This is a genomic window from Mesorhizobium sp. WSM4806 (genome assembly GCF_055811635.1).
The window spans coordinates 130,976-153,816 of sequence record NZ_JBVVQZ010000005.1 but is presented as its reverse complement, the minus strand read 5'-3'; the positions used below and the strand labels follow the sequence as shown (position 1 = coordinate 153,816).

The 22,841-nt window shown below is 64.7% G+C and carries 21 protein-coding genes; 5 read left to right on the top strand and 16 right to left on the bottom strand.

What is annotated here, in order from left to right:
* Positions 1–146: 146 nt before the first annotated feature.
* From AC0L2M_RS10230 to AC0L2M_RS10220, 3 genes are read left to right on the top strand one after another with little or no spacing between them, the layout of a single operon-like run.
* Positions 147–743, top strand: coding sequence for an NADPH-dependent FMN reductase (locus tag AC0L2M_RS10230; protein ID WP_128174788.1), 597 nt, complete (start codon positions 147–149; stop codon positions 741–743).
* A gap of 20 nt (positions 744–763) precedes the next feature.
* Complete coding sequence (gene pyrF, locus AC0L2M_RS10225; RefSeq protein ID WP_128174823.1) at positions 764–1,447, top strand: orotidine-5'-phosphate decarboxylase; 684 nt, start codon at positions 764–766, stop codon at positions 1,445–1,447.
* A 17-nt stretch (positions 1,448–1,464) separates the two neighbouring features.
* The gene (locus tag AC0L2M_RS10220; RefSeq protein WP_023801451.1) at positions 1,465–1,752 is read left to right on the top strand and encodes a DUF1330 domain-containing protein; all 288 of its coding nucleotides are present in this window, start codon (positions 1,465–1,467) and stop codon (positions 1,750–1,752) included.
* Between the two features lie 68 nt (positions 1,753–1,820).
* Here AC0L2M_RS10220 and AC0L2M_RS10215 read toward each other — a convergent pair whose 3' ends face one another.
* The 12 genes from AC0L2M_RS10215 to AC0L2M_RS10160 all read right to left on the bottom strand — a co-directional run bounded on the left by AC0L2M_RS10215 (position 1,821) and on the right by AC0L2M_RS10160 (position 12,680).
* Positions 1,821–2,174 (bottom strand): cupin domain-containing protein, encoded by a 354-nt coding sequence (locus AC0L2M_RS10215; RefSeq protein WP_023801450.1) that lies wholly within the window; start codon positions 2,172–2,174, stop codon positions 1,821–1,823.
* 25 nt (positions 2,175–2,199) lie between these two features.
* Positions 2,200–3,585 carry an NAD(P)/FAD-dependent oxidoreductase gene (locus AC0L2M_RS10210; RefSeq protein ID WP_473534750.1) on the bottom strand — a complete coding sequence of 462 codons (1,386 nt, stop codon included), beginning with the start codon at positions 3,583–3,585 and terminating at the stop codon, positions 2,200–2,202.
* Between the two features lie 26 nt (positions 3,586–3,611).
* A complete protein-coding gene (locus AC0L2M_RS10205; protein WP_473534749.1) occupies positions 3,612–4,721 on the bottom strand; it encodes an ABC transporter ATP-binding protein in 1,110 nt (369 codons plus the stop codon).
* A complete protein-coding gene (locus tag AC0L2M_RS10200) occupies positions 4,688–5,503 on the bottom strand; it encodes an ABC transporter permease (protein WP_473534748.1) in 816 nt (271 codons plus the stop codon). The genes AC0L2M_RS10205 and AC0L2M_RS10200 overlap by 34 nt, the downstream gene beginning before the upstream one ends.
* Complete coding sequence (locus tag AC0L2M_RS10195) at positions 5,503–6,393, bottom strand: ABC transporter permease (protein WP_128169330.1); 891 nt, start codon at positions 6,391–6,393, stop codon at positions 5,503–5,505. Before AC0L2M_RS10195 ends, AC0L2M_RS10200 begins: the two co-directional genes overlap by 1 nt.
* Before the next feature lie 10 nt (positions 6,394–6,403).
* Complete coding sequence (locus AC0L2M_RS10190; RefSeq protein ID WP_473534747.1) at positions 6,404–7,474, bottom strand: extracellular solute-binding protein; 1,071 nt, start codon at positions 7,472–7,474, stop codon at positions 6,404–6,406.
* 30 nt (positions 7,475–7,504) lie between these two features.
* The gene (locus tag AC0L2M_RS10185) at positions 7,505–8,173 is read right to left on the bottom strand and encodes a helix-turn-helix domain-containing protein (RefSeq protein ID WP_473534746.1); all 669 of its coding nucleotides are present in this window, start codon (positions 8,171–8,173) and stop codon (positions 7,505–7,507) included.
* Positions 8,174–8,280: 107 nt separating this feature from the next.
* Entirely contained in the window at positions 8,281–9,351 is a 1,071-nt protein-coding gene (locus AC0L2M_RS10180; RefSeq protein ID WP_128169327.1) for a D-alanine--D-alanine ligase family protein, read from the bottom strand.
* Positions 9,352–9,446: 95 nt separating this feature from the next.
* On the bottom strand, positions 9,447–10,328 hold the full coding sequence (locus AC0L2M_RS10175; RefSeq protein WP_473534745.1) for an SMP-30/gluconolactonase/LRE family protein: 882 nt from the start codon (positions 10,326–10,328) through the stop codon (positions 9,447–9,449).
* Positions 10,325–10,966 (bottom strand): 2-dehydro-3-deoxy-6-phosphogalactonate aldolase, encoded by a 642-nt coding sequence (locus AC0L2M_RS10170; RefSeq protein ID WP_473534744.1) that lies wholly within the window; start codon positions 10,964–10,966, stop codon positions 10,325–10,327. Before AC0L2M_RS10170 ends, AC0L2M_RS10175 begins: the two co-directional genes overlap by 4 nt.
* Entirely contained in the window at positions 10,963–11,916 is a 954-nt protein-coding gene (locus tag AC0L2M_RS10165) for a 2-dehydro-3-deoxygalactonokinase (protein WP_473534743.1), read from the bottom strand. Before AC0L2M_RS10165 ends, AC0L2M_RS10170 begins: the two co-directional genes overlap by 4 nt.
* Positions 11,913–12,680, bottom strand: a complete 768-nt coding sequence (locus AC0L2M_RS10160) for an SDR family NAD(P)-dependent oxidoreductase (protein ID WP_473534742.1) — start codon at positions 12,678–12,680, stop codon at positions 11,913–11,915. Before AC0L2M_RS10160 ends, AC0L2M_RS10165 begins: the two co-directional genes overlap by 4 nt.
* 420 nt (positions 12,681–13,100) lie before the next feature.
* On the opposite strand from AC0L2M_RS10160, the gene gshB reads away from it, so the two are divergent.
* Both gshB and AC0L2M_RS10150 read left to right on the top strand, forming a co-directional pair.
* Positions 13,101–14,042 carry a glutathione synthase gene (gene gshB / locus AC0L2M_RS10155; RefSeq protein ID WP_473534741.1) on the top strand — a complete coding sequence of 314 codons (942 nt, stop codon included), beginning with the start codon at positions 13,101–13,103 and terminating at the stop codon, positions 14,040–14,042.
* Between the two features lie 182 nt (positions 14,043–14,224).
* On the top strand, positions 14,225–15,757 hold the full coding sequence (locus AC0L2M_RS10150) for a YifB family Mg chelatase-like AAA ATPase (protein ID WP_473534740.1): 1,533 nt from the start codon (positions 14,225–14,227) through the stop codon (positions 15,755–15,757).
* 103 nt (positions 15,758–15,860) lie between these two features.
* Here AC0L2M_RS10150 and AC0L2M_RS10145 read toward each other — a convergent pair whose 3' ends face one another.
* The 4 genes from AC0L2M_RS10145 to lepA all read right to left on the bottom strand — a co-directional run bounded on the left by AC0L2M_RS10145 (position 15,861) and on the right by lepA (position 22,820).
* Entirely contained in the window at positions 15,861–16,403 is a 543-nt protein-coding gene (locus AC0L2M_RS10145) for a hypothetical protein (RefSeq protein ID WP_473534739.1), read from the bottom strand.
* A gap of 141 nt (positions 16,404–16,544) precedes the next feature.
* Positions 16,545–18,737: a malate synthase G gene (locus tag AC0L2M_RS10140; RefSeq protein WP_473534738.1), complete on the bottom strand. Its 2,193-nt coding sequence runs from the start codon at positions 18,735–18,737 to the stop codon at positions 16,545–16,547.
* 144 nt (positions 18,738–18,881) lie between these two features.
* On the bottom strand, positions 18,882–20,903 hold the full coding sequence (locus AC0L2M_RS10135) for a hydantoinase/oxoprolinase N-terminal domain-containing protein (RefSeq protein WP_473534737.1): 2,022 nt from the start codon (positions 20,901–20,903) through the stop codon (positions 18,882–18,884).
* Between the two features lie 111 nt (positions 20,904–21,014).
* Positions 21,015–22,820 (bottom strand): translation elongation factor 4, encoded by a 1,806-nt coding sequence (lepA, locus tag AC0L2M_RS10130; RefSeq protein WP_473534736.1) that lies wholly within the window; start codon positions 22,818–22,820, stop codon positions 21,015–21,017.
* Positions 22,821–22,841: the final 21 nt, after the last annotated feature.

The following is a 22,841-nucleotide window of genomic DNA, read 5'->3' as shown; positions in this document are numbered from 1 at the left end:
TGCTCCGCGGCACTCCGCGGCCAAGATCGCGGAATGGATCCCAGGGTCTCCGCGACGTCGCTTCGCTCCTGCTCCGCACTAGGATGACGAAGTTGGCGTTGATTTGACAGATCCCTGGCTGTACCTGTCCGGGAACAAGGGGGCCGATAGCAGTGATCGCGAAAATTCTCGTCTTCGCCGGTTCGAATCGCTCTGGCGCCTACAGCGGCAGGACCGCCGATGTGGCGCAGAAGGAACTCGCCCTGCACGGCGCCGAGGTGACCCGCATCTCGCTTGCCGACTATCCGCTGCCGATCCTCGACGAGGACCTGGAAAAGGAGAAAGGCATTCCCGAGAACGCCATCAAGCTTGCCCGGCAAATCGCGGCCCATGACGGGCTGCTGATCGCGACGCCCGAATATAACGGCTCGATCCCGCCGCTGCTCAAGAATACAATCGATTGGGTGAGCCGGGTGCGCACAGATGACGGGCGGTCGTTCAGGCCGTTCACCGGCAAGCCCGCCGGCCTTTGTTCGTCTTCCAAAGGACATTTCGCCGGGGTACGCTGCATCAACCATCTGCGCGCCGTGCTGGTGCGCTGCCAGATGGAGGTGGTGACGCCGGAGTGCTCTGTCCCGGAGGGCGGCAACGCCTTCGATGAGGACGGGAATTTCAGGGACGAGCGACTGCACAGATCGATGGAGCACCTATGCCGCACGCTGATCGAAACCTCGCGCCTGCTGTCGACGCGGATCGAGGCGTGATCCAGGAGCGCGCCAGCACCATGCAAGACAGGCTGATCGTCGGCCTCGACGTGCCGACGCTGAAGGACGCCGAGACGGTGGTGCGCGAGCTCGACGGGGTCGTCTCCTTCTACAAGATCGGCTATCAACTCGCCTTCGCCGGCGGCCTCGACTTCGCCCGCGAGCTCGCCAGCGGCGGCACCAGGATCTTCCTCGACATGAAGCTGCTCGACATCGACAACACGGTAGCCAAGGGCGTCGAGGCCATTGCCAGGATGGGCATGACCATGCTGACGCTGCACGCCTATCCGAAGACGATGAAGGCAGCGGTCGCGGCCGCCAGGGGCAGCGATCTCTGCCTGCTTGGCGTCACCGTGCTGACCTCGATGGACGAGCGGGACGTGATCGACGCCGGTTATGAGCATGACCCGCATACGCTGGTGCTGAGGCGCTCCGAGCAGGCGCTGCATGCCGGCATGGGCGGCATCGTCTGCTCGGCCGAGGAAGCGGAGGCGGTGCGCCGGATCGTCGGCCCCAACATGGCCGTCGTCACGCCGGGGATACGGCCCAAGGGCAGCGACCATGGCGACCAGAAACGCGTCGTCACGCCGGCGCAGGCGATCCGCAACGGCTCCAGCCATCTCGTCGTCGGCCGGCCGATCGTCAGCGCCGCCGACAGGCGAGCGGTCGCGGAAGCAATTCTTGACGAAATGCGCTCGGCCTAACAATTCGGAGAACAAGCATGCCGAAGGGATACTGGATCGCCCGCGTCGATGTGCGCGATGCGGAAGGCTACAAGGACTATGTCACTGCCGCCAAACCGGCTTTCGATCGTTTCGGCGCGGTTTTCCTGGCACGAGGCGGTGCACATGAAAAAGCAGAAGGGCCGGGCCGCGACCGCAACGTGATCATCGAGTTTCCGTCATTGGCTGCGGCGCACGATTGCTATCGCTCGCCCGAATACCAGCGCGCCGTCGCGATCCGGCAGAAGGTGGCCGACGGCGAGATCGTGCTGGTCGAAGGGGTCTAGTTTAGTTCAGCGGCCACTGCCGTGGCGTGCATAGTCATTTGGAACCGTCGCGAACGTGCCCGCGGCGTTCAGATCGAATGCAGGATGTAAAGCTTGCGCGTTTTCTCATGGATGGTCCATTCGCCCTCCCAGCCAAGCGGCAGGACGAGCAATTCGCCGGGTCCGACATCTTTGGCTGCGCCACCAGGACCGTGCAGCGTCACGCGGCCGGACACGATGTGGCAAATCTCGGAATTCGTGTCACGGCGCGCGGTGAACCGGCCCTGCGAACATTCCCAGACACCGACTTCGATCTTGCCATCCTCGGAAGTCCAAAGCGTGTTGGCTGCTTCCATCTGATCGCCTTCCAGCGAGGTGGGCTTCGGCTGGGGCTCACCGAGGTCGATATGCGCCAGGTGGGCGAAGGTCTTGAAGTCGATCATTGCTAAATTCCTGAAGTGATGCGGTTCAGTGCCCGGTGATGCGATCGGCCAGGGCGGCCAGCCGCGACGAGCGCGGCAGCCCCTTTGCTTCCCGCTCGTCGGCAATTCGATAGAGCTGATACATCGAATGGACGCCAAGCCAGCGCAGCGGCTCTGGCTCCCACTTGCGCACGGTTCGATTGACCCAGGGAAGCCGCGTCAACTCGGTGTCGTTGCCCAGCAGCAGATCGCGCAGAGTGCGCCCCGAGAGGTTCGAGGTGGAAACGCCGAGGCCGACATAACCGCCGGCCCAGCCTATTCCGGTCTGCCTGTCAAAGCCCACCGTCGTGCACCAGTCGCGCGGCACGCCCAGCGTTCCACACCACGCATGGTCGAGCTTGAGCCCCTTGGTCTGCGGCAGAAGCGTCGTCAGGATTTTATGCAGCTTGTCGATCGTCGCCTGCTGGGTGACGCCTCGAACGTCGGTCTTCGAGCCGAACCGATAGGGCACCCCGCGCCCGCCCATGGCAATGCGTCCTTCCCGGGTGCGCTGGGCGTAGCAGTAAGTGTGCGCGGCGTCGCCGAGCACCTCGTAGCCATCCCAGCCGATTTCGCTCCACAGCTTGTCGGAAAGCGGCTCGGTGACCACGATGGCGCTGTTGAGCGCCAACCACAGTCTTTCGTGGCCGGCGATTCCCGCGGTAAAACCCTCGGTCGCCCGCACGATCTTTTCGGCCCGCACCACGCCCCGGTTGGTTGCGACCTTGCCGCTCTCGATCGACAGCACGGTCGTCTGTTCGTAGATCGGGATGCCGAGCCGCTCCACTGCCCTGGCGAGCCCCTGCACCAGCTTTGCGGGCTGAATCCGCGCAACCTTCTTGATGACGAAGGCGCCGCGGGCGTTGTGTACCGCTATGCGCCGACGCATCTCGGCTGCATCGATATACCCGACGCGCTCGTCGGTCAGCGCCCAGGATCTGGCATGGGCATACATCGCCTTGGCGCGCTGCTCCTGCGCCTCGTTGGTTGCGACCAGCAGTTCGTCGGTGCGACGAATGTCGGCGTCGATGCCTTCAGCTTCCGCAACCGATATGACCTCGTTCACTGTGCCCGTCATTGCCGCCTGCATGGCGATGACTCCAGCGCGCGAGGTTGCCTCCTCATATTTTTCGCGCGACCATGAGAAGCCGCCGGACAGCCAGCCGCCATTGCGCCCCGAAGCACCGAAGCCGGCGAACTCCTTCTCGATGACGACAATATTGAGATGCGGGGCTGCCTGCTTCAGATAATAGGCGGTCCAAAGGCCGGTGTAGCCGGCCCCGACGATACAGACGTCGGCCACGATATCGCCCTGCAGCGGCGGTCGATAGCCGGGCACGCCGCCGATGTCGGCATACCAGAATGAAACGTCGCCGTTCTTCTTCACGTCCATTGTCGCGATTTTTCCCAGACAGGATTTTAGGTCAGCGTGAAATCGGCATTCTCGTCGTCGGCCAGCAGCTTCACGTCGTTGCCCGCGAATACGAGGTCGACCTCGTCGCCGATGGCGAAGGTTTCGGCCTCCAGCGTCGAGCGCACGATCGCCTTCGAGGTGTCGGCCAGCACGACCTCGTATTTGGAGCCAGATCCGAGATAGATGGCCTCGCCGATGCGCCCGGGCAGGGTGTTTCGATCTTGTCCGCCCTTTCCCCGCCTGGCGAGGCTCAGCTTCTCCGGCCGCAGCAGCATCACCGGCTTGGCGCCGTCGGCAAGGCGTTTGGCGGCGGCCACTTTCCGTCCGGCTACGTCGATGGCGGTCTCGTTGCCGGAGGTGGAGGCTGCACCACGCAGTATCGTCGAGTCGCCGACGAACTTTCCGACGAACAACGTCTCGGGCTCGTCGTAGAGTTGGCGACCGGTGCCGATCTGCTCGATGCGTCCCTGGTTGAACACGGCGATGCGGTCCGAGCGGACCAGGGCCTCCTCCTGATCGTGCGTGACGTAGACGAAGGTGGTGCCCAATTCCCTGTGGATCCGTTTGATCTCGAGCTGCAGCCACTCACGCAGCTTCTTGTCGAGTGCGCCGAGCGGCTCGTCCATCAAGAGCAGCGGCGGGTCGAATACGATGGCACGTGCCAGCGCGACGCGCTGCTGCTGTCCGCCGGAGAGCTCGCTGGGGAAGCGGTGGCCGAAATCGGCCATCCTCACCATGTCCAGCGCCTTGCGCACCCGGGCCGCGCGATCGGGATTGGCGATGCTGCGCAGGGTCAGCGGATATGCGACGTTCCTGCTCACCGTCATATGCGGGAACAGCGCGTAGTGCTGGAAGACGACGCCGATATTGCGTTTGTGCGCCGGTACGCCGATGACGCTTTTGCCGCCGACATCAAGCGAACCCGAGCTGACTTCGGTGAAGCCGGCGATGACGTTGAGCGTGGTCGTCTTGCCCGAACCGCTGGGTCCGAGCAGCGTCATGAACTCCCCCGGCTCGATGCGCAGCGAGACCTTGTCGAGGGCGATGAAGCTGCCATAGTGCTTGCTGACGGATTTGAGATCTATGGCTGCGCCGCGGGTCGATGGTGAGGCCATGTCAACGTTTTCCCTGTCTCGAACCGATCAGCAGCCCCGCCCCGATCACTAGTCACGATGAAGAGCAGCGTGCCCACTGCCGCAACGGTGGGGTCGGCGTCCCGGGTAATGCTCGAGAATATCTGGACCGGCAGTGTCTTCAGATACGGGCTGGTGATGAACAGCGCGACGATGATCTCGTCGAATGAGGTCACGAACGCAAACAGCAGCCCCGACAGGATGCCCGGCGCGATCAGCGGCAAGGTCACCGTCCTGAACGCCGTCAGCCGGGTCGCGCCGAGGCTGGCCGCAGCAGTCTCCAGCCGTTTGTCGAAGACTTCCAGGCTGGCGGAGACGGCGATGATGACGAAAGGAACGGCGAGCATCGTGTGGGCCAGCACGAAGCCGGTCATGGTGCCGACCAACCGCGTATCGAGATAGACCGCGTAGATTCCGACGGCGAGCACCACCCCCGGCACGACCATTGGCGTGATCAGCAGCGCGCGCAGCACGCCGCTGACGCGGCTTTTCATGCGATCGAGGCCGAATGCCGCCAGCGTGCCGATGACGGTGGCGAACAGCGCCGTGACAACGGCGACCTTGAGCGAGCCGACCAGGCTCGCCGACCATTCGGGGTTGGTGAAAAAGTTCTGGTACCACTGCCAGGAAAAGCCGGATGGCGGAAAGGCCAGCGACTTCTTGTCGTTGAACGACATCGGCACGACGACGATTGTCGGTGCGACCAGCCAGACCGCGACCAGCAGGCAGTACAGACCGAGCAGGATTCGACCGGGCTGTTTCATCAGCGTCTCGAGCCCATCTTGTGCGGTTGACGCGACAGCGGTGCTGCGAGCGCGAGCAGGACGAAGGTGGCGATCAACAGCACCACACCCATCGCACCGCCGCGGCCCCAGTTGAGCAGGCTGAGCACCTGGTTCTGGATCAGGGTCGAGAGCATGGTCGACCGCGGACCACCGAGCAGCGCCGGGGTGATGTAGAACCCGAGTGCAAGAATGAAGACAATGATGGCGCCCGCGTAGACGCCCGGAAGCGAGAGCGGCAGATAGACTTGGGCAAAGGCGCGCGCCGGGCTCGCGCCGAGGCTCCGTGCCGCCTGCATGAGCCGCAGGTCGATCGTCTTCATCACCGAATAGAGCGGCAGGATCATGAACGGCAACAGCACCTGCGCCATGCCGATCACCACGCCTGTCTGCGTGCGGATCAGCTTGACCGGGCTGAGGCCGACTGCCCTGATGACGGAGTTGATCACGCCGGAATCCTGCAGCAGGATGACCCATGCCAGAGTGCGCACGACGCCGCTCACCCAGAACGGCACCAGCACGCACAGGATGAGGATGAGCCGCATCCTGGGTCCGACTGCAGTCATCACATAGGCATAGGGATAGCCGGCAATGAGACATACCAGCGTCACCCAGGCGGAGATCGCGAAGGTCCGCTGAAGCACGGTCAGATTGACCGGTGTGCCGAAGAACCAGGCATAGTTCTGCCATCCCCATTGCGGCTCGGAAAAGCTGCGCAAGGTGACGATGGCGAGCGGCAGGCCCAGGCAGATGACGAGCAGCAGCAGCGCCGGCGCGACGAGCCAGAAAGCCTGTCCACGAAACCAGCGCCGCCGGTCGTCTGCCGCGACAGCCGGAACAGTGTCCCGGCTGTCGATTGCTCTCGTTGCCACGGCGGCGGGCCTAATTGCCGGCCATCAACCCATTCCACTTTTCGTTCGCCACCTCGAAGTTCTCCACCCAGAACTTGATGTTCTGCTGATAGCCAAGCTTCAGCTTGTCCGGCGTGTTGGTCATGAACGCCGCGGTGATCTCGTCCACTTCGGGCTTCGCGTCCTTGTGGATCGGGGTATACGAGGTGGTTTTTGCAAGCGTCTCCTGCGCGCTCTTGCCGAGATAGGCGTTGATCAGCGCATGCGCCGCGTCGGGGTCCTTGACGCCCATCGGAATGGTCATCTGATCCATCACCACCAGCCAGTCCTGCCACGCCGGCGTGTACTTCGCGCCGTTCTTCACCGCGGTCATGGCACGTCCGGTCCACATCGCGATCATGTCGGCTTCGCCGGATTCGGCGAGCTGCTGGGAATCGGCGCCGGTCTTCCAGAAGATCGTGTCCGGGCCAAGCGATTTCACCTTCTCGATAGCCTTGTCGATATCGGCCACCGTCATGTTTTCGACCGACCCGCCGGCGGCGAGCAGTGCCTGCCCGATCATGCCACCGGACAGATCGCCGCTGCCCTCCAGGGCGCGCGAGCCCGGGAATTTCTCGATGTCGAAGAAATCCTTCCAGCTCTTGGGCGGGTTATCCTTGTACTTTTCGGTGTTGTACATCAGCACCACGCCATAGTTCATGGCCGGCACGCTGCATTCGCTGGTCTGGCCCTCCGGAATGTTGGACGTATCGATCTTTGAGAAGTCCAGCTTCTGGAACAGCTTGCCGCAATAGACATAGGGTGGGAAATCGCCGGTATCGACAACGTCCCAGGTGACATTGCCGGACTCGACCTGCGCCTGCAATTTCGAGATCTCGGTTGGCCCGTCGCTGAGCAGCGTCACGCCTGATTTGTCGACGAACTCTTTCAGCGCGGCGATCTGACCATCCTGATAAATGCCTCCATACGAGACGAAGGTAAGCGTCTTGCCCTTCAGCGAGCCCTCTGCCACCTCGCCCGCCACCGGCTTGCTCTGCGCAAGCGCTGCTGTGGTGATCATCAGCAGCCCGAGCGCGGCCACCTGTCCGATCTTGGTCTTCATGTTTTATCTCCCAATTTATGTGCACCCGCATTACTTCGGTCCGCCCGGCTGCGAGCCTTGTCCGGGCGTGTATCGATTGAGTTCCGCCGCGCCACTGGTCGGAGGGGCGATGATCCAGAGCACCTGCGCCGGCGTCTTGCCGATATTCTCTGTACGATGCGGCGTCGAGGTGGCGTACTCGATGCTGTCGCCCTCGTTCATGACGAAGCGCTCGTCTGCCAGCGTCAGCTCGACTGTGCCCTTCAGGACGACGAACATCTCGTGCTTGCCGCCATGCGTGTAAGCGTCGTCGCCGGTCGAGCCGCCGACGTCGAACTCCCCCGAATAAACCTCGAATTCATGGATCGGCCGCCGCGACAGCAGCGTCTTTCGGCAACCGTGGCTGATCGGCAGCAGGGGGCGGTCGGCTCTGGTAAGCACCTTGTGGAACCCACCTTCGGTCTGCTCGAACAGCTCGTTGATGCCGAGATCCAACGCTGCCGCGATCCGCATCAGAGTGCTGGCGCTGGCGCCGCTCAGATTGCGCTCGAGCTGGCTGATGAAGCTCGCCGTCGTGCCGACTATGTCGGCCAGCTGGCGAAGCGAAATGCGTCGGGCCATGCGAATGGCCTTGATCCGGCCGCCGACATGCTTGGCCTTGCCGGCTTCCGTCGTCGCCAGCGCGGCTACCTCCGGGGATGTCGCAGGGTCGACTTTCACCGAGCGCCTCCTTCACTTAACGCCCTATTAAGTGAAATGTCGGAACGCAAGCCGTTTGTCGAGGCACGGTCCTGGCCCGTCGGCGCGGCTGCGTACGCGGGCGCTGCTCATTTCGTGGGCGAGGCCAAAAAACGGCTCGCGGCGGTCGCGGCCATCGCATCGGCGAGGCCCATCTCCCATTGCGTGCGGCAATAGGCGCGGAAATCGAAGCAAGGCAGGCCCGGGCAGACCTCGAACTCAATGAGATGGATGCTATCGTCGGCTTCGACCCGGAAATCGACGGAAAACACATCCCGCAGGCCAAGCCCGGCGATGAGGCTTTGCGCGATCCCTCGGATCCTTGCATCGGCTCGCGGCTGGCTGGCGGCAACCGGCAGCAGCACCGGCTCGGCATATGTTCCCGCCGCCCTGGCCGCCTCGCCGGTGTCGCCGTAGAGCGCCAGGCTGTCTTCCATTGTCTGGAAATCACTTCCCGACTCGACAAAGACGATGCCGAGCGCTTCGACGCCGGTGTCCGGCTTCAGACCGAGAAAACTGGCGCGCGCATTGCGCCCGGTGACGTAGGGCTGCACGACGACATCGTCGCGATAGGCAGCGAAGACGCGCCGGCTAAGCTCAAGCGCGTGGCCGAGATCTCTGCTGCGCGAATCCGGCCAGATGCCGATCTTGGCGCCGAGCCGGTTCGGCTTGACGAACCAGCCGGCTGGCGAAGCCGGTGGCTCGGCCAGCCAGCGGCCGTCGCGTGCCAAACCGGATTGCGGCACCGGCAGGCCGAGCGCGCCGAGCACGGCGCCGGAGCGGAACTTGTCCTGGCAGAGCGCAAACAGCGCATCATCGGCGCCGAGCAGCTTCAGGCCGTTCAGCCTTGCCAGGGCCGGCGCCGCGCCGCCGCGGAAATAGGCGATGCCGTCGGTCAGCGTCCACACCAGCGTCGTCTTCGGATCCTCACCGGCAAGCAGATTTGCGGCATCGTCGAGCGCCACCGGCGCGAAGGACAGGCCGCGCGTCTGGCAGGCTGCGGCCAGCGCGTCGAACTCAGGGGCGATGTCGGTCGATTGCGCCAGATAGGAGGCGATTTCGGCGGCGCGCCCCGGCACGTGGCCATCGGCAACCAGCCGCTCGAAGCAGGCGTTTTCCGGCTCGTAGACTAGGATCAGCTTCGGCCTGCGGCTTGACATGGCATCAACGATTCCTGGCGATGAACGGGCCTGGCAGCGCGACTGCCTACCATCGCATGGCGGATGTATCAGGCTTTCGCGAAATCGACGTCAGCCTAGGCAATCAGCACGCGCGGCTCGAAGCGGCCGTTGACCGGAATGTCGAGCAGAAACGTCATGCCGGCTTGCGGATCCAGCAGGCGCTGTTTCTCATCCTTGCCCGACCAGGCGGAGGTGACCGCCAGCCGGTCGGCATTCCTGCCGACAAAGGCCGGGCAGGACGGCTGCGTCACCGGCATCGCGACCGAACGGATGAGCTTGCCGTCAGGCCCGTAGGCTTCAACGACGCTGCCGCCCCAGCAGGCGTTCCACAGGACACCGTCGCGATCGAGCACCGAACCGTCGATATAGCCCTTGGCCTTGCGGTGATCGACGAAGATTTTTGGCTCGCCAGCCGGCAGGCCGGTCGCCGGATCGCAGCCGACGCGCATCAACAGGCCGGTGCTGGTATCGGTGTAATGGGCAACGGTTCCATCTTCGGAAAAACAGATCGAGTTCGACACCGTGATGTCTGAATAGAGCCGGCGCAATTCACCCCTGAAGAACCAGTAGATCGAGCCAGCGGCCTTTGCCTCGCCCTTGCCCATCGTGCCGACCCAAAAGGCGCCGCAGGGATGGACGCGCGAATCGTTCGAGCGCGTCGCCGGATTGTCGGCCTCGATGGCCGTATGCAGCGTCATTTTGCCGGTCGCCACGTCGCGGACATGCAGGCCGGTTTCGGTGGCGATCAACTGTCTTTTGTCGTCGACGGCGGCGATCGCGCTGGCCATTTGGCCAAGCTCGTGGATTTTGACGGCACCGCCGGACAGGGGCTTTTCCAGAAGCTGGCCGTTGACGATGTCGAACCAGTAGAGCGTTTCGGTGGCGGGGTCATAGCTCGGGCCTTCGCCGAGTTGACAGACATGGTCGGAAAAAACCGAAACGATGGCTTCGCTCATGGCGCTGCTCCAAACGCTGCGTCCCAGGCCGCGACTGCGGCCTGCGCCCGCGTTGCCACCTCGTCGACGCTCATACCAGGCTTGAACAAGCTGGAGCCAAGGCCGAAGACGCTGACACCGGCCGCCTTGTAGCCGGCAAAGTCCTTCTCCGACACGCCGCCGACCGCGCCGACCGGCGCCTCAGCCGGCAAAACGGCGCGCATCGCCGCGATCCCGGCCGCGCCGAGCACGCTGGCCGGGAAGAATTTCAGCGCCGAGGCGCCGAGCCCGATGGCTTGGAAGGCTTCGGTCGGCGTGAATACGCCCGGCATCGTCACCATGCCGTAATTCATGGCGGGACCCATGACCTCCGCATCGATGTTGGGGCTGACCAGCAGCCGCCCGCCGGCCTTGTTCAGTCCGTCGACATCGGCTGCGGTCAACACGGTCCCGGCACCGACCAATGCCGTCGCCGGCAGCGCCTCAACAATTCTCGCGATGGAGACAAACGGGTCCGGCGAATTGAGCGGCACTTCGATCGCTTCGATGCCGGCCTCGAAGATCGCCCGGCCGACGGCCACCGCCTCGTCCGGCTTGAGGCCCCGCAGGATGGCGACAAGCCCGCGCTCGAGCTTCGGAAACGATGCGGTCTCGGTCATGCGGCAACTCCGCTTCCAGCAATCATGCCATTTTTGCGCGCCGCCTCGATGAGGCCGGCACGCACCGCCTCGTCGGCATCGACGGCTCTCACCGCAAGCCCGGCAAGACCGAACGCCTCAGTGTAGAGGGTGCCGAGCGCGCCGGATGCGACCAGCACGATCGACGCCGCGCCTTTTCGATAGCGGCGGCTGGCCGAGGCGATCTCGCCGCCGATCAGCAGGCCGGACAGGCAGGCAGCGGCATCGTCGGCCTTCAGGTCCTGCAAAAGGCCCGCAGCGCGGATCGAGAACAGCCTCGATGTGACATCGCCGCCCTCGGCCAGCGCGATCTCGCACCAGCGCTGGAAAAGCGGATTGCCTGGTGCAACCGGCTTGGGCTGCTCGCCCAGCGAATGGCGCAGGATCGAATGCGCCGCCAGCACCGAAAACAGCTCGCCGGTCGGCCAGGTGCCAAAACCGGCAACGGCGCCGTCCTCGACCAGCACCCATTTGGAATGGGTGCCGGGCATGCAGACGAGATGGCGGCTTGTTGCCGGCAAACCGGCGCCGGCAAGCTGCGTTTCCTCGCCGCGCATGACATCGGGCGCGTCGGCCAGGCGCTGGGCAAGGCCCGGCACGATGCGGATGTCGCGGCGCTGGCCGGGAACGCGCGCAGCACCGGCAAGGATGGCGCCGATCGGCGCCGGCACGCTGACATAGGGCGCCTCCAGCCAGCCCTGGCGCGAGCCGGCCATGCCGCAGATGATCACGGGCATCGCTTCCGGCGCGCCCATCGCTGCCAGATGTCCTTCGAGGATGGTCGAAAATCCGGCCGCCTGCGCGGTGATCAGCCCGTCGTCGCCGCGACGCTCGGCAAGGACGTTTCCGGCCTCACAGACCAGCCAGACTCTGAGACGGGTGGTGCCCCAGTCGACGGTGGCCACAGAAGGCACGTTGCTCGCTGAGTTCACAGGAAGCCCCCGTCGACGATCAGCATCTGTGCGGTCAGCATGCGCGAAGCGTCCGACGCGAGGAACAGCACCGTGCCGACGATGTCTTCCGGCTGCATCACCTGCTTGATGCATTGCTTGGCCACGTGGGCGGCGAGCGCCTGTTCGGTCACCCAGAGCTGCTTCTGCCGCTCGGTGATCACCCAGCCGGGTGCGATCGCATTAACGCGAATGCCGTCGGCGCCGAGCTTGCCGGCAAGCCCCTTGGTCAGGCCGACGATCCCCGCCTTGGCGGCGGTATAGGCCGGCATGTCGGGGTGGTTGATCAGGAACGACGTCGACGTGAAGTTGATGATCGAGCCGCCGCCGGCGCGCTTCATGCCCGGCGCCACCGCCTGTGCGGAGAAGAAATGCGGACGCAGGTTCACCGCCTGGTTGTTGTCCCAGAACTCCACGGTGACGTCTTCTACCGCGTGGCGATCGTCAAGTGCTGCATTGTTGACCAGCACGGTGACGTCGCCATGCGCCTCTGCCGCCCTGGCGGCCGAAGCCCGCAGCGCCTCGACGTCGCGTATGTCGGTCTTGAGATAGAGGGGGCGGCGGCCGAGATCCTTTTCGATGCGGTCGGCCAGCGCCAGGCTCGGGCCGTCGGCGATGTCGATGAAGGCGACTTTTGCCCCCTGGCGGGCAAAACCCTCGGTCAGCGCCGCGCCGATGCCGGAGCCGCCGCCGGTGATCAGCACCGAAGCGCCCTCAAGGTCGGCAAAGCGCGCCGATGGCATCATTTTTTCCTCCCTGCGCATGACCCCGAAACCCAGTTTCGATTTTCGGAAAGGATCATGCGCAAAATCAAAGTGCTACCGCGTCGTTTGCGCGTCCAAAAGGACGCGCGGCGCCGTGGCTCGGTCGGCGCGCATCCTAGCCAGCCCGGTCGGGGGAGCAAGGGAGAAAAAGCAAATTCGCGGGCTTATGTCTGACAAGTCGCTCGTCAGATCGCCTTGAGCGCAAGGTGCCACGGAGGGAATTTCTGAGATAGCCGAGCGTGGCATCGAAACCGACTGGCCCGCCGAACAGCAATCGTTGCCGCCGGCGCAGCCGAAGCGCCTCGTCGAGGCCCAGCAGGCAATCCTCAAAATGTCGCGATTGGCAGATGACCGGGGAGGTTGTAAGGGCAAGCAGCCCATCCGATCCGCCGGAGATCCGCCATGCCTCTGAAAATCGCTGTCCAGATGGACCACATTTCCACCGTCTCGATTGCCGGCGACACGTCGTTTGCGCTGTCGCTGGAAGCGCAGCGGCGCAGCCACCAGCTGTTCCATTATACGCCCGACCGGCTGTCGCTGCGCGACGGCAAGGTGTTTGCCGGCGTCGAGGAAATGCAGGTCCGCGACGAGAAGGGCAATCATTATTCGCTCGGCGAGAAAGTGCGCACCGACCTGTCGGAGATGGACGTCGTCCTGCTCAGGCAGGACCCGCCGTTCGACATGAACTACATCACCACGACGCATATGCTCGAGCGCATCCATCCCAGGACGCTGGTGGTCAACGACCCGGCCTGGGTGCGCAACAGCCCGGAAAAGATCTTCGTCACCGAGTTTCCCGACCTGATGCCGGAAACGCTGATCACCAAGGACAGCCAGGAGGTTGCCGCCTTCCGCAAGGAGTTCGGCGACATCATCGTCAAGCCGCTCTACGGCAATGGCGGCGCCGGCATCTTCCACCTGCACGAGGCCGATCGCAACCTCGCCTCGCTGCTCGAAATGTTCGGCCAGGTGTTCCGCGAGCCCTACATCGTTCAGCGTTATCTGAAGGAGGTGCGAGCCGGCGACAAGCGCATCATCCTGATCGACGGCGAGCCGGTCGGCGCCATCAACCGGGTGCCGGCCGAGACTGATTCACGCTCCAACATGCATGTCGGCGGCCGCGCCGAAAAAACCGAACTAACGGAGCGCGAACGCGAGATCTGCGCCCGCATCGGCCCGTCGCTGAAGGAGCGCGGCTTTATCCTCGTCGGCATCGACGTGATCGGCGACTACATGACCGAGATCAACGTGACGTCGCCGACCGGCGTGCGCGAGGTGCAGCGTTTTGGTGGCGCCGATATCGCCAGCCTGTTCTGGGATGCGGTCGAGGACAAACGCAAGTAGCGTCCATGCTTGGCGGAACAGCGGGGTTCCGGTCCGTAGCCGATGCGATGCCATCAAGGCACAACGTTCGATTGTTCCCGTAATGTTCTTGCCTTTGCCCAAAATCTGTGGTTGTCTCAGATGACGCCGTTCGCGGCATGATCGCATGGGCTTCGGGCGAGCCCATGTCCGGGGGCAGAAAAATGGTTGCGCGGGTCCGCACGGTCGCTTTCCAGGGCATCGAGGCCGTGCCGGTCGACGTGCAGGTGATGATCGCGCCCGGCAAGGTCAACATGCACATCGTCGGCCTCGGCGACAAGGCGGTGGCCGAAAGCCGGGAGCGGGTGCAGGCGGCGCTGCACGCATCGGGCCTGTCGATGCCATCGAAGAAGGTCACCGTCAATCTGGCGCCCGCCGATCTGCCCAAGGAAGGCAGCCATTACGATTTGCCGATCGCGCTTGGCCTGATGGCGGCGCTTGGCGCCATTCCGGGCGACATGCTGGCCGGCTATGTCGTGCTTGGCGAACTGTCGCTCGACGGCACCATCGCCGCGGTGGCCGGCGCGCTGCCGGCGGCGATCGGCGCCAATGCCGAAGGCAAGGGCCTGATCTGCCCTTTCGCCTGCGGCCCGGAAGCGGCATGGGCCGGCAAGGATTTCGACATCCTGGCGCCGCGCAGCCTGATCGCCATCGCCAATCATTTTCGCGGCACGCAGGTGCTGTCGCGGCCGGAGGCCGGCATCCATGCCTCGGCGCGCGACCTGCCGGATCTTGCCGACATCAAGGGCCAGGAGACCGCCAAGCGGGCACTCGAAGTGGCGGCGGCCGGCGGCCATAACATGCTGATGATCGGTCCGCCAGGATCGGGAAAATCGATGCTGGCGCAGCGGCTGCCGTCGATCCTGCCGCCGCTGGCGCCGAGGGAATTGCTCGAAGTCTCGATGATCGCCTCGGTGGCCGGCGAGCTTGGCGAAGGCAAGCTGACCGACCGGCGGCCGTTCCGCGCGCCACACCATTCGGCCTCGATGGCGGCGCTGGTCGGCGGCGGCCTGCGCGTGCGGCCGGGCGAGGCCTCGCTGGCCCATCACGGCGTGCTGTTCCTCGACGAGTTTCCCGAATTCTCGCCGCAGGCGCTCGATGCGCTGCGCCAGCCGCTGGAGACCGGCGACTGCATGATCGCCCGCGCCAATCATCGCGTCACCTATCCGGCGCGCATCCAACTGGTCGCGGCGATGAACCCGTGCCGCTGCGGCATGGCTGGCGAGCCGGGCTATCGCTGCCTGCGCGGCGATCGTTGCCGCACCGACTATCAGGCGCGCATATCAGGCCCGCTGCTCGACCGCATCGATCTTCGGATCGAGGTGCCGGCGGTCTCGGCCAGCGATCTGATCCGGCCGGACCGGGCGGAGAAGAGTGCCAATGTGGCGCTGCGCGTGGCCCGCGCGCGGACAACCCAGCGCGAACGTTTCGAGCGGCTCGGCGCTACCTCCGTCACCACCAACGCGCACTGCTCACCCTCTGTTATCGAGGAGATCGCGATGCCGGATGCATCAGGCCTGTCGCTGCTCAGGGATGCCAGTGAAAAGCTCGGCTTTTCGGCGCGGGCCTATCACCGGGTGCTGAAGGTGGCGCGGACATTGGCTGATCTCGAGGCCAGCGAGACTGTCGGCCGCATCCATCTGGCCGAGGCGATTTCGTACCGCATGAGTTCGGAGCGAATGGCGCAGGCGGCGTGACGTTCCCCTCCCCCTTGAGGCAGGGTGACCGGCCCGGCCCGCAGGAGCTCGACAGTCTGACGCTACGCAGCCTGATCGCTATCGCCAGTCAATTCGGCGGCAGCTACTTAACCGGAATCATGAGATGTGCGTAGGGAGTGCCCGCCCACATCACATATGGCCTGGACGTGTCAGGTTTGGGGTCAGCCGGATAGCCCTGCATCATGTCCGTTGCGTTGACGATCATCACGTGCGGTCCAGTCTCCACCCAATTGTTGCCTTCCTCGGGCTTCGTCGCATAAGGATCGGTGTTGCTGCCATCGGTGCCGCCTGCCAGCATATACATGAAGCCGACCTTGCCCTTGGGCGGTTCCTTTTTTCCAATCCACGCCATCGCCCATTCCATCGCGTTGGCATCTCCACACATTGGATCCGGGCCAGGTGTGGCCGGGTTGTCCGGCATGCACCAGAAGCCGTTTGTGCCCTCGCGCAGTGTGCGCATTGCACCCTTCTCATCCATAGCGTGGATCGCAGCGCCGCTTGATACAGCGGGGGGTGCGGCGGATTCAGCGCTCTTGATCATCGCAGCGTCATCGGCGGCTGCGCCTTGCATCGCAACCAAACTGCCCGCCGCCACAAGGGCAGCGACCGTCAGAAGCCGTGTCATGGCCGTTCTCCGGTTTTGAGTTCTTGTGCATGATGTCGGACGCACGGCCTCCCAGAGCCGTTTGTCGGTGGTTGAATCGTAGCAGATCGCGTGCACCGGGACAACGACGTTTTAGCAATTGCTAATATCTGTCGGGTTATACTAGAACTCTGTGCGCGCTATCGAGGGTCTTTCCTTTGCCTTCAGCTCCAACCGCCGCGCGTGCAGCACCGGCTCGGTGTAGCCGTTGGGCTGGACCCGGCCCTTGAAGACGAGGTCGCAGGCGGCGAGGAAGGCAATCGACTTGTCGAAGTCAGGGGCCATCGGCCGGTAGAGCGGATCGCCTGCGTTCTGGCGGTCGACGACGCCGGCCATGCGCTTCATCGTCTCCATCACCTGGTCTGAGGTGCACACGCCGTGATGCAGCCAGTTGGCGATGTGCTGCGAGGAGATGCGCAGCGTCGCGCGGTCCTCCATCAGGCCTATGTCATTGATGTCAGGCACTTTCGAGCAGCCGACGCCCTGGTCGATCCAACGCACGACATAGCCCAGAATGCCTTGCGCGTTGTTGTCGAGCTCGTTCTGGACCTCCTCCGGCGACCAGTTCGGCCGCACCGCTACCGGCACCGACAAGATGTCGTCGAGCTTTGCCTTGGGGCGGCTCTTCAGCGCCGCCTGCACAGCGTCGACGTCGACCTTGTGGTAGTGGGTGGCGTGCAGCGTCGCCGCTGTCGGCGACGGCACCCAGGCGGTGTTGGCGCCGGCCCTGGGATGGGCGATCTTTTCCGCCAGCATCGCCGCCATCAGATCGGGCATCGCCCACATGCCCTTGCCGATCTGGGCGCGGCCGGCCAGCCCGCAGTCCAGCCCGGTGTCGACGTTCCAGGCTTCGTAGGCGGCAATCCAGACGGCCTGCTTCATGTCGCCCTTGCGGATCATCGGGCCGGCTTCCATCGAGGTGTGGATCTCGTCGCCGGTGCGGTCGAGGAAACCGGTGTTGATGAAGACGACGCGATCCTTGGCGGCGCGGATCGCCTCCTTGAGGTTGACGGTGGTGCGCCGCTCCTCGTCCATAATGCCCATCTTGATGGTGTTTTTCGCCATGCCGAGCAGCGCCTCGACACGGTCGAATATCTCGACGGCGAAGGCGACTTCCTCCGGCCCGTGCATCTTGGGCTTTACGACATACATCGAGCCCGCGCGGGAATTGGCGCGTCGTCCGTTCGGGCCGATATCGTGCAGCGCGATCAGCGCCGTCATCGCCGCATCCATTATGCCTTCCGGCACTTCGTTGCTGTCGCGATCTGTAATCGCCGGATTGGTCATGAGGTGGCCGACGTTGCGGATCAGCATCAGCGAGCGGCCAGGCAGGGACAGCGCGCCACCATCAGGCGCGGTGTACGACCGGTCGGGATTGAGTTTACGCGTAAACGTGCTGCCGGCCTTGGTAATCTCCTCGGCAAGGTCGCCCTTCATCAGGCCGAGCCAGTTGCGGTAGACCAAAACCTTGTCCTGCGCATCGACCGCCGCGACCGAATCCTCGCAGTCCTGGATGGTCGTCAGCGCCGATTCCAGCACGACATCGGCAATGCCGGCCGGATCGGTCTTGCCGATCTGGTTGCTGCGGTCGATCACAATCTCGATATGCAGGCCATTGCGGGTGAGCAGGACGGCTTCGGGATTATCGGCGTCGCCGCGATAGCCGGCAAACTGTTTGGGATCGGCGAGCGTGGTGGCGCCGGCGCCCTCGCTCAGCCGCAGCATGCCGTTGGCCACGGCAAGCCCGTTCACCCCTGCCCATTTGCCGGTCGTCAGCGGGACCGATTCGTCGAGAAAACCCTTCGCCCAGGCAATGACCCTGGCGCCGCGCACGGGATTGAACCTGGCGCCCCTCTCGGCGCCGTCGGTCTCGGGAATGGCGTCGGTGCCGTAGAGCGCATCATAGAGCGAGCCCCAGCGCGCATTGGCGGCATTCAGCGCGTAACGCGCGTTCATCACCGGCACTACCAATTGCGGCCCTGCAACCACCGAGATCTCGGGGTCGACATTGTCCGTCGCGACGGAGAAGGCCGGCCCTTCCGGCGCGAGATAGCCGATTTCCCTCAGGAAATCCTTGTAGGCTTCCATGTCGGCGGGCGCGCGATTGTCGCGATACCAGTGGTCGATCTGGCCCTGCAGCGCGTCGCGTTTTGCGAGCAGAGCCCGGTTCCTCGGCGCCAAATCATGCACAATGGCCGAGAAGCCGGTCCAGAAGGCGTCGGCTGCAATGCCGGTGGCCCGCAGCGCCTCGTTCACGACGAAATCATAAAGCTCGCGGGCAATCCGCAATCCGGCGATTTCGACGCGATCGGTCATCGGGGCTTCTCCAGACGAAGGGCTTTGGCCGGGCCTTTGACATGTCAGGGTGGCAGGGTCAATTCAGCTTAGGGTGAAGGTAGGGCATTTTCGCCGCCGGCCAAAGCCGCCAATCTCCCCTTTTGGGGGAGATTGCGCTCTCCCTCAAACCGCGATCCTTGGCCTGCCCGACGCCACCGCCACCACATGCGCCTCGATAAACATGCGCTGGCCCTCGACGGTCGAGACGCGGAATTCGCTGGCGATCTCGATTTCGGCGCTGTCGGTGCCGGCGTCCCTGGCCCGCCCGGCGGCAATGGCGCGGACATCGGTTTCCGCTGCCGCGATCGCCGCCGCCTCGTCATTGAAGTCGCGCACGCTTTCGCCTGAGGCGACGCGAAACAGCCCTTCCTGGGGCTGGCTGACGCGCGCCTCCGCCGAAACCCTGACCTGGCCGACGACGGCGCCGAGCGCATTGGCGACATCGGTATCTTTGGGCACCACGCAGTCATGGCCGACCAGCGGTGGCAGCCCGGCATAATGCAGCGGCGCCGAGGCGCCGAGGCCGATGACCGGGCGGTCGAGCGCGACGCTCAGCCGTGCGATGCCGGGATGGGAATCGACGGCGCGCTGCACCAGCGCGTGCGCCACGGTCGCCGCGCCATCCAGCCCGTCCTCGGCAAAGGCGGTTTCGAGGATGACTTCCGCCGACAGCCGGGTCAGCGTGGTCAGCACCCGTTCCGAGATCGCCTCCGGCGTGGCGGCGATCGCCTGTCCGCGGCCGTCGCGCTTGCGGGCGAACAGCTCGGCGCCGAGCCGAGCCGTGGCGGCATCCCAGTTGGCCTGCTTGCCCAGCACATGGGCGGCGTCCGACGGCGTGAAGCCGGCGACATGCACCAGCCCGCGCGACACCAACCGGTTCAAGGTGGCGTTCTGGGCGTTTGATGTCAAAAGCCTGTCGACGGCGAGAGGCGTCGAGCCGATCAGCTCATAAAGCTTGGCCTCGGCGCCGGTCAGGCCGGCAGCCAGCCGCTCCGGCACGCCGGTCCTGACCGCCAGCCGGCCATCCATGCGGCTGGGGTTGGCCGCGCGGATCTGGCGTTCCAGTTCGACGGTCACCGCTTCGCCATGCATCATGCCGGCCAGCGCCAGCGGCACCAGGCGGCGCGGCCCGAGCAGGATTCTTGGGTTGAGCGCGCCGTCCTCCAGCGTCACTTCGGAATCGCCGCCGAGCCCAAAGGTGCGCATGGCGACCGCCTCGACCATGGTGCGGAAGCCGCCGACGGTGGCGCCTTCCGGGTCAAGCCTGGGACGGCCCTGGTCGAGCACGGCCACGTCGGTGGTGGTGCCGCCAATGTCGGAGACGACTGCATTGTCGAGGCCGGTCATGTGGCGAGCGCCGACAAGGCTGGCGGCCGGGCCTGAAAGAATCGTCTCGATCGGCCGCTGGCGGGCGAAGGCGGCGGAAACCAGCGCGCCGTCGCCGCGCACCACCATCAGCGGGGCGGCGATGCCGCGCGCGGCAAGAAAGCTCTCGGTCGCCGCCACCAGCCGGTCGATCATCGAGATCAGCCTGGCGTTGAGCAGCGTCGTCAGCGCCCGGCGCGGGCCGCCGAGCTTGGCCGAAAGCTCGTGGCTGGCGGTGACCGGCAGGCCTGTTATGCCGCGGATCAGGTTCCGCGCGCTTAGCTCATGCGCCGGGTTGCGAGTGGCGAAATAGGCGCAGACGGCAAAGCCGGACACCGAGGCGCCGAGTTCCGGCAGCGCTGCCTCCAGCCCGGACAGATCGAGTTTTGCCGCATTGCCATGGACATCGTGGCCGCCCGGGCAGAACACCACAGGGTCGGTGCCGAGCGCGGCCTTCAGCCCGTCGCGGGCAAGGTCGCCCTCGGAAAAGCCGATCATCACCAGCGCGACGCGGCCGCCCTGACCCTCGACCAGCGCGTTGGTGGCAAGCGTCGTCGACATCGACACCAGTTTTATTGCTGCCGGATCGGTGGCGGCTTTTTGCAGCACCGCATCGACCGCGCCCGAAATGCCGACCGCCAGATCGTGGCGGGTGGTCAGCGCCTTGGCCTTGGCCAGAACCTTTCCGTTAGCGCCACCGGCTTCCGACCACAGCACGGCATCGGTATAGGTGCCGCCGGTGTCGATGCCGAGGAACAGGGGGGAGGATTTGGCGGTCATTGGCGGATCCGGGATTTTGCTCCCCGCCCTTAGCCGATACGCGCCGGCTGATAAAGCCGCGAGCGCTGGGCCACGAAGCCTGATCCCCCTCAGCTGCGCGCGGACGGCTTCTCAATCGCCCATCTTCAGCGCCTGGATAAACGCCTCCTGCGGGATGTCGACCTTGCCGAACTGGCGCATCCGCTTCTTGCCCTCTTTCTGCTTGTCGAGCAGCTTGCGCTTGCGCGAGACGTCGCCGCCGTAGCATTTGGCCGTGACGTCCTTGCGCAGGGCCGAGATCGTCTCGCGGGCGATGACCTTGCCGCCGATTGCCGCCTGGATCGGGATCTTGAACAGATGGTTCGGGATCAGTTCCTTCAGCTTCTCGCACATCTGGCGGCCGCGCTTTTCCGCCGCCGTGCGGTGGACCAGCATCGACAGCGCGTCGACGGGCTCCTCGTTGACCAGGATCGACATCTTCACCAGGTCGCCTTCCTTGTAGTCGGTCAGGTGATAGTCGAAGGAGGCGTAGCCCTTGGAGATCGATTTTAGCCGATCATAGAAGTCGAAGACGACCTCGTTGAGCGGCAGATCGTAGGTCAGCATGGCGCGTTTGCCGACATAGGAGAGATCGGCCTGGATGCCGCGCCGATCCTGGCAGAGTTTCAGGATGCCGCCGAGATATTCGTCCGGGGTGAGGATGGTGGCGCGGATCCACGGCTCCTCGATCGCCTGGATCTTGACCACGTCGGGCATGTCGGCCGGGTTGTGCAGTTCCTTCGTCGTGCCGTCGGTCAGAGCCAAGCGATAGACGACCGAGGGCGCGGTGGCGATGAGGTCGAGGTTGAACTCGCGCTCCAGCCGCTCCTGGATGATTTCCAGATGCAGCAGGCCAAGGAAGCCGCAGCGATAGCCGAAGCCGAGCGCCGCGCTGGTTTCCATTTCATAGGAGAAAGAAGCGTCGTTGAGGCGCAGTTTGCCGACCGCGGCGCGCAGATCCTCGAAATCGGCGGCGTCGACGGGGAACAGGCCGCAAAACACCACCGGCTGCGCCGGCTTGAAGCCGGGCAGGGCCTGCGCCGTCTGGCGCTTGTCCTCGGTAATGGTGTCGCCGACGCGGGTGTCGGCGACTTCTTTGATCGAGCCGGTGAGGAAGCCGAATTCGCCTGGGCCGAGCTCGTCGACATTGATGCGGGCCGGCGTGAAGACGCCGGTGCGCTCGACCAGATACTTGGCGCCGGTGCCCATCATGCGGATGGTCTGACCCTTCTTCAGCACGCCGTCGATGATGCGGACCAGCACGATGACGCCGAGATAGGCGTCGTACCAGCTGTCGACCAGCATCGCCTTCAGCGGGGCCGTGATGTCGCCTTCGCGCGGCGGCGGCAGGTCGTTGACGATCGCCTCCAGCACGTCGGGGATGCCGAGGCCGGTCTTGGCCGAGATCAGCACGGCGTTGGAGGCGTCGATGCCGATCACCTCCTCGACCTGCTCGCGAATGCGCTCGGGCTCGGCGGCCGGCAGGTCGACCTTGTTCAGCACCACGACGATCTCGTGGTTGTTGTCGATGGCCTGGTAGACATTGGCCAGCGTCTGCGCCTCGACGCCTTGGCTGGCGTCGACAACCAGCAGCGAGCCCTCGCAGGCGGCGAGCGACCGCGACACTTCGTAGGCGAAGTCGACATGGCCGGGCGTGTCGATCAAATTGAGGATAAAATCCTCGCCATTGTTGGCGCGGTATTTCAATCGCACCGTCTGCGCCTTGATGGTGATGCCGCGCTCGCGCTCGATATCCATCGAGTCCAGCACCTGCTCCTTCATGTCGCGCAGCTCCAGCCCGCCGGTGGACTGGATCAGCCGGTCGGCAAGCGTGGATTTGCCATGGTCGATATGGGCGACGATGGAGAAATTGCGGATGTTCTTGATCGGCGTGGTCATGTCGCGCGCTTTAGCAGGGGC

Bases quoted from the DNA above. Each gene is read 5' to 3' on its own strand.
- pyrF (WP_128174823.1), top strand. From the start codon at position 764: ATGCAAGACAGGCTGATCGTCGGCCTCGACGTGCCGACGCTGAAGGAC.
- AC0L2M_RS10220 (WP_023801451.1), top strand. From the start codon at position 1,465: ATGCCGAAGGGATACTGGATCGCCCGCGTCGATGTGCGCGATGCGGAA.
- AC0L2M_RS10215 (WP_023801450.1), bottom strand. From the start codon at position 2,174: ATGATCGACTTCAAGACCTTCGCCCACCTGGCGCATATCGACCTCGGT.
- AC0L2M_RS10210 (WP_473534750.1), bottom strand. From the start codon at position 3,585: ATGGACGTGAAGAAGAACGGCGACGTTTCATTCTGGTATGCCGACATC.
- AC0L2M_RS10205 (WP_473534749.1), bottom strand. From the start codon at position 4,721: ATGGCCTCACCATCGACCCGCGGCGCAGCCATAGATCTCAAATCCGTC.
- AC0L2M_RS10200 (WP_473534748.1), bottom strand. From the start codon at position 5,503: ATGAAACAGCCCGGTCGAATCCTGCTCGGTCTGTACTGCCTGCTGGTC.
- AC0L2M_RS10190 (WP_473534747.1), bottom strand. From the start codon at position 7,474: ATGAAGACCAAGATCGGACAGGTGGCCGCGCTCGGGCTGCTGATGATC.
- AC0L2M_RS10180 (WP_128169327.1), bottom strand. From the start codon at position 9,351: ATGTCAAGCCGCAGGCCGAAGCTGATCCTAGTCTACGAGCCGGAAAAC.
- AC0L2M_RS10175 (WP_473534745.1), bottom strand. From the start codon at position 10,328: ATGAGCGAAGCCATCGTTTCGGTTTTTTCCGACCATGTCTGTCAACTC.
- AC0L2M_RS10170 (WP_473534744.1), bottom strand. From the start codon at position 10,966: ATGACCGAGACCGCATCGTTTCCGAAGCTCGAGCGCGGGCTTGTCGCC.
- AC0L2M_RS10160 (WP_473534742.1), bottom strand. From the start codon at position 12,680: ATGATGCCATCGGCGCGCTTTGCCGACCTTGAGGGCGCTTCGGTGCTG.
- gshB (WP_473534741.1), top strand. From the start codon at position 13,101: ATGCCTCTGAAAATCGCTGTCCAGATGGACCACATTTCCACCGTCTCG.
- AC0L2M_RS10150 (WP_473534740.1), top strand. From the start codon at position 14,225: ATGGTTGCGCGGGTCCGCACGGTCGCTTTCCAGGGCATCGAGGCCGTG.
- AC0L2M_RS10145 (WP_473534739.1), bottom strand. From the start codon at position 16,403: ATGACACGGCTTCTGACGGTCGCTGCCCTTGTGGCGGCGGGCAGTTTG.
- AC0L2M_RS10140 (WP_473534738.1), bottom strand. From the start codon at position 18,737: ATGACCGATCGCGTCGAAATCGCCGGATTGCGGATTGCCCGCGAGCTT.
- AC0L2M_RS10135 (WP_473534737.1), bottom strand. From the start codon at position 20,903: ATGACCGCCAAATCCTCCCCCCTGTTCCTCGGCATCGACACCGGCGGC.
- lepA (WP_473534736.1), bottom strand. From the start codon at position 22,820: ATGACCACGCCGATCAAGAACATCCGCAATTTCTCCATCGTCGCCCAT.